Source organism: Acinetobacter sp. GN11 (assembly GCF_054823985.1).
In genome coordinates, this window is sequence record NZ_JRVL01000082.1 from 23,127 (window position 1) to 34,835 (window position 11,709).

An 11,709-nucleotide genomic window follows, 5' to 3' on the forward strand; every position below is an offset into this window, starting at 1 on the left:
CTATTCTCCGACTACGCTATCTTGAGCAAAGCGTTTTAATTGAGGGATGACTTGTTCCAACCACTTGATCCATTCACTTTCCATCGTAATCCCAAGTTCTAAGATCATTTTGTGAATGTATAACACACGGTTATCTAGATCATCGTTATCTTTAAAATCCTTATCATAAATACTTTGATAAAGTTTCAGTTTCTCTTGATGTAAACCAAGATGTCTTAACAGCTCAGGTAATATCTGATTATTGCTCAATTGTGCTTCAGCACGCAATCTAACCATTAAATCATCACGAAGCTGCGCGGGTTCACTTTGTTGTGTCATCCATGAAGCTAGTTCAATACGCCCCAATTGCTCAACTTGATAGGTTTTTTTTCGACTATTTTCCATTTCATTTTCTAACGTTGAAACCCAACCCTTTTTTAGCATGTGGTTGAGTTCACGATAAATTTGCTGATGGGTAGCATTCCAGAAAAAACCAATTGAACGATCAAACCGGCGGGCAAGTTCGAACCCTGTACTTGGTCGTTCAAGTAAACTGGTTAATAAAACATGAGGAAGTGACATAGCAATCCGGTTTGTAAGCAAAAGTAAAGTGTGACTGATGAGATTATGCAACATGTTGCATAAAAGTCAAAATTTGATTATAAATTAATGCAACAAGTTGCATTAGCAAGCTTATTGCTAGCCAAAGGAGAAAATATGTCAGCTTATCCGCATTTATTGAAGCCACTTGAATTAGGCTTTACTACTTTAAAAAACCGTGTGCTTATGGGGTCTATGCATATTGGTTTAGAAGAAGCACCACAGGGATATGAACGCATGGCTGCGTTTTATGCTGAGCGTGCAAAAGGTGATGTGGGGCTGATTGTAACTGGCGGTGTTTCTCCGAATGATGATGGTGTTGTATTTAGCCATGGTACGAAGTTAGATACAGTTGAAGAAGCTGAAAAACATAAAGTGATTACCCAAGCTGTTCATGAAGCTGGGGGCAAAATTGCGATGCAGATTTTACATACTGGACGCTATTCTTATCAGGCAAATAACGTTGCTCCTTCAGCAATTCAAGCACCGATTAACCCAATTAAGCCAAAAGCTCTAAGTTCTGCCGAAGTGCAGCAGACCATTGATGACTTTGCAAACTGCGCCAAACTTGCTCAGTATGCAGGTTATGATGGCGTGGAAATCATGGGTTCTGAAGGTTATTTAATTAATGAGTTCATTGCCGCGCGTACGAATCATCGTGATGATGAATGGGGCGGTAGTTACGAAAACCGTATTCGTTTTCCTATCGAAATTGTAAAACGTACACGGGCATTAGTAGGTGAAAATTTTATCATTATTTATCGTCTATCGATGCTTGATTTAGTTGAAGGTGGTTCAAGTATTGAAGAAGTGATTCAGCTTGCAAAAGAAATTGAAAAAGCAGGTGCAACTATTATTAATACAGGGATTGGCTGGCATGAAGCTCGTATCCCAACAATTGCGACCAAAGTTCCTCGTGCTGCGTTTACGTGGGTTACTGAAAAACTTAAAGGTGAAGTCTCTATTCCTTTAGTTACTTCTAACCGAATTAATACACCAGAAATGGCTGAACATGTGTTGGCATCAGGTCATGCTGATATGGTGTCTATGGCACGCCCAATGCTAGCGGATGCTGAGTTTGTTTTAAAAGCAAGTGAAGGCCGTAGTGATGAAATTAATACATGTATTGGCTGTAACCAAGCATGTTTAGATCACATTTTCTCAATGAAAATTGCAACTTGTTTAGTGAACCCGCGTGCATGTTATGAAACTGAACTTATTTTTAAAGATGCTCAAGTTCAAAAGAATATTGCTGTTATTGGTGCAGGACCTGCGGGTTTAAGTTTTGCTGTATATGCAGCTGACCGTGGACATCAAGTTAAAGTTTTTGAAGCTAGTCATCAAATTGGTGGCCAATTTAATATTGCAAAGACTGTTCCTGGAAAAGAAGAGTTCTATGAAACCTTACGCTACTTTGGTCGCCAAATTGAGTTGCGACCAAATATTGAGTTGATTTTGAATCATAAAGCAACTTATGAAGAGTTGAGCCAAGCAAATTTTGATGAAATTGTCGTTGCAACTGGTGTAACACCTCGTCAATTACAATTTGAAGGTATTGATCATCCTAAAGTGCTTAGCTACTTACAAGTTTTAAAAGAACGTGTACCAGTGGGACAGCGTGTAGCCATTATTGGGGCGGGTGGTATAGGTTTTGATACGGCTGAATATCTCACTCATGAAGGTGAAAGTGGCAGTTTAAATCCAGAAAAGTTCTACGAAGAGTGGGGAATTGACACTCAATATGAGCATGTGGGCGGTTTAAAACAGCCAAAAGTGGAGACTTCTGAACGAGAAATCTATTTACTGCAACGTAAGACTGCTGTTGTAGGTGCTGGTTTAGGTAAAACTACAGGATGGATTCATCGAGCAGGCCTTAAAAATCGCCAAGTTAAAATGCTTGCAGGGGTTCAATACGACAAAGTAGATGATCAGGGCTTACATATCACTATAGATGGACAACCAAGTGTGCTTGAAGTTGATCATGTTGTGATTTGTGCAGGTCAAGAATCTTTCACTGCAATGTATGACCAATTAAAAACAGAAGGAAAAAATGTTCATTTAATTGGGGGTGCTAAAGAAGCGGGAGAGCTAGATGCAAAACGTGCAATACGTCAAGGTGCTGAACTAGCAGCGGTTCTATAAATTTTGTGGGGGCATTTCTTTATACAGACATGCCCCTAACTTTATTAGTTAAATTACAGGATAAAATAACAATGACACTTGAAACTACAAAACAGTCTTTAGAAAAATGGCATCACATGATTCAGGCAGGTAACTTGTCTGATCTAAATGATTTACTGGCAGATGACGTAGTTTTTCGTTCACCAGTTGCCTATAAACCTTACGAAGGAAAGCAAGTTGTTTTCTTCATTCTTACCAATGTCATTCAAGTGTTCGAAAATTTTACATATCATCGTGAGTTTTATACAGAAGATGGCGAAAATATAGTGCTTGAGTTTAGTGCCAATGTCAGTGGCAAGTCATTAAAAGGTATTGATATGATTCGTTTTAATGAACAAGGAAAAATTGTTGATTTTGAAGTAATGATTCGTCCAATGAGTGGCTTAGCTGCGCTGGCTGAACAAATGGGTATAAGAATTGCCAAGTTTCAACCACAATAATTTTAGTAAATAGCCTAAGTAAGATAGAGACTAATAGAATGTGGTTAAAACTTTCAACTTTAGCATTGTTGCCTGTACTTTTTGTGCAGGGAACAAAGGTTCGTAAGAATACACCACGCTTGCTAGAAGCCAGTGGTGAAAGAGAAGGCATGGTTGGTAAGGGCAGACCATTGTCTCTGCTTATTTTAGGAGACTCTGCCGCAGCGGGAGTTGGCGTTGAAACACAACAAGATGCTTTATCTGGCGCAATTATTGCTGAGTTACAAGATCAATATTTGATAAGTTGGAAGCTTCACGCAAAAACAGGTAATACTACTAAGCAGGTTTTTCAAGCTTTACAGCATTTAGAACGGCAAAATTATGATGTTGTTGTTACATCTATTGGCGTTAATGATGTGACAAAATTAACGTCAGCAAATTCATGGATAAAACAACAAAAGCAATTATTTGAACATATACAAGCACGTTTTCAGCCTAAACTCATTATTGTTTCAGGCGTTCCACCCATGCAACATTTTCCAGCTTTACCCAATCCATTGGCTTGGTTGTTTGGAAAATATGCGGAGCAAATGAATCAAGTATTATATAAATGGGTAGAAGCACAAAACCAATTTAGATTCATTCAATATGATATTGAAAGTTTTCAAGCGTTGAATCTGCCTATGGCAAGTGATGGCTTTCATCCGAGCAAAGAAATTTATGCAATTTGGGGACAGCAGGTTGCAGCATTAGTGCGGCAATCATTTAACTCATAATCAGAGGTCGTGATTGGATATGGGCATATCTACTTTAAATAAAATTAAAGCTTTCGGTTCAGAATTGTTTGATTCAGTACTCGGTGCTGAACAGCCAAAAGTCTATTATGACCCACAAGGCAAAATTAAAGATGTTTTGGATAAGTTGCCCCAACTTAAGCAAAAATATCGTCCTACGCCATGGTTAACTAACAATCATGTTCATCTTTTATATTTCGATATTATTAGAAAAAAAACCATCAAGCTTGAATATGACCGTATTGACCAGCTCAGCATGAAAGATGGTGGAGTAACTGCGATCGCATGGTATGGCTCTAATCTTCCGAAAGATACTCCCACAGTTGTTATCATGCACACTATTACAGGGACACCTGAAAGTATGCGTGAACTGGTGAGAGATATTCATCAATATACGGGATGGAGAATAGCCCTATGCTTACGCCGGGGGCATGCTGGTTTACCTATGCCTGTACCACAGATTTCTCTTTTTGGGTCAACCAGTGATCTTAAAGAGCAGCTTACGCATATTGAAAGTTTGTTTCCTAAATCGGATTTGTACGCAGTCGGTTCCTCTGCTGGCACAGGATTGTTGGTTCGTTATTTAGGTGAGCAAGGCTCTGACACACCATTTAAAGCAGCTTTTGCAATGTGCCCAGGCTACAACACTGAGATTGGTTTTAAAAATGTTCACCCGTTTTATAGCAAAATGATGACCAAAAAGTTATTCAAATATTTTATTCATCCTTATCAAAGTACTTGGAACCAGATTGCTTCTTTAGAAAAAGTTCTTGCAACGACTAGTCTAGAAGAGTTTGAAAAAGAATACTTTGAAATGGCTGGCTTTCAGGACTATCAAAGTTATTGTCAGGCAATTAATCCAATTTATGTATTTGAGAATGTCAAAATTCCATTAATGATTCTTAATGCTGAAGATGATCCAGTATGTTCTATTAAAAATTTAGAACCTTATAAAGAAACTATTCAGCAAATGAGTAATATTGCAGTGGTAACCACTAAAAAGGGAAGTCATTGTGGTTTTTACGAGGGTTGGAAAAGTACTTCATGGGCTGCTAAATTAATATCGAATTATTTTATGGTTGACCATAAAAAGTGACGGTATTGCCGTAATTGGTTCAATAAAGCCCATTCAATAGATGGGCTTTATGACTTGATTGGGTCAGGATAAAAGCAATTTTGGATCTTTCAGTCCAATTTTGATTTTGGTACTAGTAACGAGGTCTTTTTCATCTGTTTGGTTGGGGTGGAAATCAAAGCGATAATAGTCAAAAAATTTAGGGATCAATGCTCTATATTGTTTATTAGCAAAACTAAAAAAATTACGCCAAGAGTTGAGGTTTAGAAGTTGGCGATCTCGTTTCATAAGAATGAATTGATAGGATGTTGAGAAGCCGGTAATTAAAAATAAACTTAAAGTGAAGACAGTGATACGTGGGAGATATGCGCTCAGCCCACTTCCATATAAGTGTTGATAAAGATCAAAGGCCACAGCTTTATGTTCAGTTTCTTCAATACTGTGCCATAACCATAAATTGCGAATAGTTGAATCCGTCATTAGTTCATTAACAGACTGCATCATGTTAACCACAAGTACAGCTGTATAGTGTTCTAAGCCAACAGTGACAAGCAGATTCCATTTTTTACTAAAAACCTTTTCAATGCCTTTTAAAACAATACCTGTTGCTTTTTCCAAAGATTCGGGATCAAGGCCATGTTGTTGAGCACTCACGTGAAAAGCATGATGTTCTTTAGAGTGCATTGCTTCTTGGCCAATAAAAGCACTGATTTCACGATCTAGAATTTCATTCGACTTTGCTTTTGCACGTAAAGCTCGGACTGAACGAACAAAATATGATTCACCTTCAGGAAACAGAGTAGATAAGCCAGTAAAATAATGGGTAAGAGAGGGGTCATTATTACACCAGTAACGAGGTGTATTTTCAAAATTATAGTCCATACGACGGACTGGAAATGAGGCAGATGCACGATTTGATACAGTAGTCATTTTAAGCTCCAATCTTCTTTTAATTAAGGTTCCAAAAAGGAACTTGGTAAAAAGCTACATCTCAGAGTGTGGAACGTCAATGCTTTTTCAAGTGAAAGAAGTAGATTGTCCTAAATTGATATCTGGGAAAACTTTAAAGACAAATTGGAATAAGAAAAGTAAAACTGATTATTGAATTGATAATTTTAATAATATTTGAAAAGCCCAAATCAACTGTTCAATTTGGGCATATTCGTACGAGAACTTAGTTTTTAAGCGCTGGTGTAGCAGCAGCAATTGCAGCGGCAACAGCATCATCTTCAGTTTGAGATGGTTCTGCTGGCTTAGCTGGTTTTGACTGAGCTTTTTCAGGCTTCGGTTCTGCTTTTGGCTCAGGTTTAGGTTCTGGCTTAGGCTTCGGCTCTGCTTTAGGTTGTTCAGAAACAGTTGTTTGTGAATTTTGCTCAGAATGGGCAGGGCGAGTTTCACTACGAATTACAGTTGTAGTATTCGCAGTTTCCTCGTGATGAACTTCAACTTGCGTTGGTTCCTGAGTTTGAGCTTCTTCAGTTTTAACACTTTCTAATGACTCAAATTTTGCAGGTTCAGCAGGCTTAGGTTCTGAAACAGCAGTTTCAACCTTTTCTTGCTCTTCTTCAGGTGTTTCTTTTTTGACGCATGCGGTTAACAATAGTCCAGCCGCAATTGCAGCACAGATTAAAAGTTTTTTATTTGCCATTGCCCTAAACAACATTTAATTGAGGAGCTCGCATTATAACAGCAAAAGAGAATGAAAAAATCATGTGAGATTGACCTAATTTTTTATTAAAAATGCTGATAGAATAGCCAGTTGTTTAATGATCTTTGAATTGGTGCGGTTTGACTTTGCTTTATAGGGGCAGAGTACAGTAAAATTGCCCAACATTGTAGGCCGATTTCGGCTTGATTGTACGAGAAACTTAATGACCCATTTTATTTTTGTTACTGGTGGTGTGGTTTCATCGCTAGGTAAAGGTATTTCTGCTGCTTCAGTTGCTGCACTTTTGGAAGCCCGTGGCTTAAAAGTCACAATGGTTAAAATGGATCCTTACATTAATGTCGATCCGGGGACAATGAGTCCTTTCCAACATGGTGAAGTTTTTGTCACAGAGGATGGTGCCGAAACTGATCTAGACTTGGGTTATTACGAACGTTTCTTACGTCGTGCTAAAATGACCAAACTGAATAACTTTACCAGTGGCCGTGTTTATCAAGATGTTCTAAATAAAGAGCGTCGTGGTGATTACTTAGGTGGTACGGTTCAAGTTATTCCACATATTACAGACAACATTAAAGAACGTGTACTTCGCGCAGGTGAAGGTTACGACGTTGCAATCGTTGAGATTGGCGGTACGGTTGGTGATATCGAATCACTTCCATTTATGGAATCAGTTCGTCAGTTAATGGTTGAGCTTGGTCATAAACGTACCATGCTAATGCATTTAACATTGTTGCCATATATCAAATCTGCGGCTGAGTTAAAAACCAAGCCAACTCAACATTCAGTGAAAGAGCTTCTTTCAATTGGTATTCAGCCAGATATCTTAATCTGCCGTACTGAATATGATGTAGATGTTGATACTAAACGTAAAATTGCATTGTTCACTAACGTGGAAGCGCGTGCCGTTGTGGTATGTAAAGATGCGAAAACGATTTATCAAATTCCACGTACATTCTACGAACAAAACGTTGATGACTTGATCTGTGAACGTTTTGGGTTTAATGATCTTCCAGAAGCTGACTTAACCGATTGGGATAATGTAGTCGAAGCATTATTAAATCCTGAATACACGGTACGTGTTGCGATGGTTGGTAAATATGTAGAACTTCCAGATGCTTATAAATCTGTGAATGAAGCACTTTTACATGCTGGTATCCAAAACCTTGTGAAAGTACAGATTGACTATGTCAATGCTGAAGAACTTGAAACTCAAGACGTTTCTATTTTGCAAACAGCTGACGCAATTTTAGTCCCAGGTGGCTTTGGTGAGCGTGGTACTGAAGGCAAAATGAAAGCTATTCAATATGCACGTGAAAACAAAATTCCATTCTTAGGTATTTGTTTAGGCATGCAATTGGCTGTAATTGAATATGCACGCCATGTTGCAGCAATGCCAGAAGCATCTTCTACAGAATTTAACCGTTCTACAAAGTATCCATTGATTGGTTTAATTACCGAATGGTTAGATGAGCGTGGCGAGTTACAACAACGCAGTGTAGAGTCTGACTTGGGTGGAACTATGCGTTTAGGTGCACAAAAATCTGAATTGGTTGAAGGCACAAAAACTCGTGAAGTTTATGGTAAAGCAGAAATCACTGAGCGTCATCGTCACCGTTATGAAATGAATAATCGTTTCATTGAGTCGATTGAACAAGCTGGTATGAAGATTTCTGGTTACTCTACGGCACAACATTTGGTTGAAACTGTAGAAATTCCTGAACATCCTTGGTTTATTGCTGTACAATTCCACCCGGAATTTACAAGTTCACCACGTGATGGACATCCATTATTTGCTAGTTTTATTGGCGCTGCGAAAACTCAGCATCAAAAAAGTAAATAATGCGATTTTAAATAAACTGGGAAAGTTTAAATGTCACAATTAAAACCACAAGAAGTTGTACGTTTAGGCGATATACAAATGGCAAATCATTTGCCATTTGTATTATTTGGCGGAATGAACGTACTTGAATCAAAAGATTTAGCTTTCGAAATTGCAGAAACTTATGTTGATATCTGCAAACGCTTAGATATTCCTTATGTATTTAAAGCAAGTTTCGATAAAGCAAATCGTTCTAGTCTGCATTCATTCCGTGGTCCTGGACTTGAAAAAGGTATTGAATGGTTAGGCGATATTAAAAAGCATTTTAATGTGCCTATCATTACCGATGTTCATGAACCTCATCAAGCTGAAGCAGTTGCAGAAGTAGCCGATATTATTCAGTTACCGGCTTTCTTAAGTCGCCAAACTGATCTTGTTGAAGCGATGGCGAAAACACAGGCTATTATTAACATTAAGAAAGCTCAGTTTTTGGCACCTCATGAAATGCGTCATATCCTGAATAAATGTTTAGAAGCAGGAAACGATAAACTTATTCTTTGTGAGCGTGGTTCAGCATTTGGCTATAACAATCTTGTTGTAGATATGCTTGGGTTTGACATTATGAAAGAAATGAATGTTCCTGTTTTCTTTGATGTAACACATGCGTTGCAAACGCCTGGTGGTCGTGCTGACTCGGCAGGTGGTCGTCGTGCTCAAATTACAACTTTAGCACGCGCTGGAATGGCAACAGGCCTGGCTGGATTGTTCTTGGAAGGTCATCCAGACCCAGAACATGCAAAATGCGATGGACCTTGTGCATTACGCATGTCGCAGCTTGAGCCATTCTTGGCACAAATAAAAGAATTGGATACTTTGGTTAAAGGATTCAAAAAGTTAGACACCCATTGAGTTTTTACTCATTTACGCTGCTTTAATCGCAGCTCATATTCATTCAACAGAGGAATTGTTCATGAGCCAAATCGTTGACATCCGTGCACGTGAAATTTTGGACTCTCGTGGTAACCCAACCATCGAAGCAGACGTAATTTTAGAATCTGGGGTTGTTGGTCGTGCATGTGCACCATCTGGTGCTTCAACTGGTTCTCGTGAAGCTTTAGAACTACGTGACGGTGATAAATCACGTTACTTAGGTAAAGGCGTTAAAACTGCGGTTAACAACGTAAACACGATTATCCGTGACGCTTTAGTGGGCAAATCAGTATTTGAACAAAAAGACATCGATAATACGATGATCGAACTTGATGGTACTGAAAACAAAGAAAAATTGGGTGCGAATGCAACTTTGGCTGTGTCATTAGCTGCTGCGCGTGCTGCTGCTGATGAAAAGAAAATTCCTCTTTTCCAATACATCGCTGACTTACGTGGTCAAAAGATTTTGACTATGCCTGTACCAATGATGAACATCATCAATGGTGGTTCGCATGCAGACAATAATGTAGATATTCAAGAGTTTATGATTGAGCCAGTAGGCTTTACTTCATTTGCTGAAGCATTACGTGCTGGTGCTGAAATCTTCCATTCACTAAAATCAGTTTTAAACAAAAAAGGTTTAAACACTGCTGTAGGTGATGAAGGTGGTTTTGCACCAAACTTGCGTTCAAACGAAGAAGCAATCACTGTTATTCTTGAAGCTATCGGTCAAACTGGTTACAAAGCTGGTTCTGATATTATGTTGGCGCTTGACTGTGCATCTTCAGAATTCTATAAAAATGGTCAATATGTTCTTGCGGGTGAAGGCAATAAAGCATTCACAAGCAACCAATTCTCTGACTATTTAGCTGGCCTTGTAAACCAATATCCAATTATCTCAATTGAAGATGGTTTAGATGAATCAGATTGGGAAGGTTGGTCTTACTTAACATCTATCCTTGGTGACAAAATCCAATTGGTTGGTGATGACCTGTTCGTTACAAACCCTAAGATTTTACAACGTGGTATTAATGAGAAAGTAGGTAACTCTATCTTAATCAAATACAACCAAATTGGTACGTTGACTGAAACTCTAGATGCAATCTACCTTGCTAAAGAAAATGGTTATACAACTGTAATTTCTCACCGTTCTGGCGAAACTGAAGATTCAACTATTGCTGATTTAGCAGTAGGTACAGCGGCTGGTCAAATTAAGACTGGTTCACTTTGCCGTTCTGACCGTGTTTCTAAGTACAACCAATTACTTCGTATTGAAGAATTGACTAAAGCTGCTTACCGCGGTAAAGCTGAGTTTAAAGGTTTAAACTAATCTTTAAATAAAAAGTTAAAATTAGTTTTTTAACATTTTAAGGTGCTATTTCTCTATTCTATTAGGAAATAGCACCTTTTTTAATTTATAAAAAAAAGTTAGTTTTTCATTTTTTAGGACTTCTTTTATACATCTGAAAAATACAAAAATTCTATCTGTTATCGCCTTTTTAGAAAAACCTAGTATCTGATATTTATAATACTCAATTGTTTTTATTATCCTAGACGACGGGTTTTTAACGACTTAGCCCAACTATGGTGTTTGCAACGAGAACACTCTTGATAGAGTGTATTTAGAATTTTCGTTTCACCACATTTCATACATGAATAAAAAGTATTGATTTTAAGCACGTCAGCTTTGCAATAAGCATCAGGGAATAGAGGGAGTCCCCATTTTACCTCTTCATCTTCATAGTAAAGTAAACTCAGGATACCGTCAGACTCCAATAAAGCTGTTCTCACTTGACCTAAATGCTCAACATTTTGTTGGCGCATCTCTGAGAAAAACTCATCATGTGAATATGATTGTTTCTGGAAATCTTTGTAGACTAAAAGTCCATCTTTAACCACGCAAAGCGCTTTTCCTTCCAATAGATCTTCAATTTTTTTATGCTTCACCATGGCCCAAGTTACAAGGCGGTAGAGAAAAAGAATCACGATAAATGCGACAAAAGCATGTGCGATAGGTAAATCCTTAGTAAACATTGGATCGCCAGCTGCGGAACCTAAGCATAAAATAATTGCGAGCTCAAAAAGAGAAAGTTGGCGAATACCACGTTTACCTGATAGCCTTAAAAAACTAATAATAATGATAAACATGACAAAACAGCGAACCAAAATTTCCAGAACGAAGGTCCAAGTCGTATCACCTATGAAAATATTAAAAAAATCCATTTTTTCTCCTTTTTAATAGG

General features: G+C 38.1%; 11 protein-coding genes. 7 read left to right on the forward strand and 4 right to left on the reverse strand.

Annotated features, from left to right (window positions below):
- A complete protein-coding gene (locus tag NL42_RS09220) occupies nt 1-561 on the reverse strand; it encodes a PadR family transcriptional regulator (protein ID WP_016137947.1) in 561 nt (186 codons plus the stop codon).
- A 135-nt stretch (nt 562-696) separates the two neighbouring features.
- Between NL42_RS09220 and NL42_RS09225 the strand changes: the two genes are divergently transcribed.
- The 4 genes from NL42_RS09225 (at nt 697) to NL42_RS09240 (ending at nt 5,069) form a co-directional block, all read left to right on the forward strand.
- Nucleotides 697-2,721 carry a 2,4-dienoyl-CoA reductase FMN-binding domain-containing protein gene (locus NL42_RS09225; protein WP_461312537.1) on the forward strand — a complete coding sequence of 675 codons (2,025 nt, stop codon included), beginning with the start codon at nt 697-699 and terminating at the stop codon, nt 2,719-2,721.
- A gap of 71 nt (nt 2,722-2,792) precedes the next feature.
- Complete coding sequence (locus NL42_RS09230; RefSeq protein ID WP_049836848.1) at nt 2,793-3,200, forward strand: nuclear transport factor 2 family protein; 408 nt, start codon at nt 2,793-2,795, stop codon at nt 3,198-3,200.
- Nucleotides 3,201-3,238: 38 nt separating this feature from the next.
- Nucleotides 3,239-3,955, forward strand: a complete 717-nt coding sequence (locus tag NL42_RS09235; RefSeq protein ID WP_461312538.1) for an SGNH/GDSL hydrolase family protein — start codon at nt 3,239-3,241, stop codon at nt 3,953-3,955.
- 19 nt (nt 3,956-3,974) lie between these two features.
- A complete protein-coding gene (locus NL42_RS09240) occupies nt 3,975-5,069 on the forward strand; it encodes a YheT family hydrolase (RefSeq protein ID WP_461312539.1) in 1,095 nt (364 codons plus the stop codon).
- A gap of 63 nt (nt 5,070-5,132) precedes the next feature.
- Here the strand turns inward: NL42_RS09240 and NL42_RS09245 are convergent, their stop codons facing one another.
- A complete protein-coding gene (locus NL42_RS09245) occupies nt 5,133-5,978 on the reverse strand; it encodes a metal-dependent hydrolase (protein ID WP_461312540.1) in 846 nt (281 codons plus the stop codon).
- A gap of 244 nt (nt 5,979-6,222) precedes the next feature.
- Nucleotides 6,223-6,696, reverse strand: coding sequence for an internalin (locus NL42_RS09250; protein ID WP_133746730.1), 474 nt, complete (start codon nt 6,694-6,696; stop codon nt 6,223-6,225).
- Nucleotides 6,697-6,919: 223 nt separating this feature from the next.
- Between NL42_RS09250 and NL42_RS09255 the strand changes: the two genes are divergently transcribed.
- The 3 genes from NL42_RS09255 (at nt 6,920) to eno (ending at nt 10,796) form a co-directional block, all read left to right on the forward strand.
- Nucleotides 6,920-8,557 (forward strand): CTP synthase, encoded by a 1,638-nt coding sequence (locus NL42_RS09255; protein ID WP_252612810.1) that lies wholly within the window; start codon nt 6,920-6,922, stop codon nt 8,555-8,557.
- A gap of 30 nt (nt 8,558-8,587) precedes the next feature.
- Nucleotides 8,588-9,445 (forward strand): 3-deoxy-8-phosphooctulonate synthase, encoded by an 858-nt coding sequence (kdsA, locus tag NL42_RS09260; protein ID WP_003652054.1) that lies wholly within the window; start codon nt 8,588-8,590, stop codon nt 9,443-9,445.
- Nucleotides 9,446-9,506: 61 nt separating this feature from the next.
- The gene (eno, locus tag NL42_RS09265) at nt 9,507-10,796 is read left to right on the forward strand and encodes a phosphopyruvate hydratase (RefSeq protein WP_056480502.1); all 1,290 of its coding nucleotides are present in this window, start codon (nt 9,507-9,509) and stop codon (nt 10,794-10,796) included.
- A gap of 215 nt (nt 10,797-11,011) precedes the next feature.
- Here the strand turns inward: eno and NL42_RS09270 are convergent, their stop codons facing one another.
- Nucleotides 11,012-11,689, reverse strand: coding sequence for a DUF421 domain-containing protein (locus NL42_RS09270; RefSeq protein WP_461312541.1), 678 nt, complete (start codon nt 11,687-11,689; stop codon nt 11,012-11,014).
- Nucleotides 11,690-11,709: the final 20 nt, after the last annotated feature.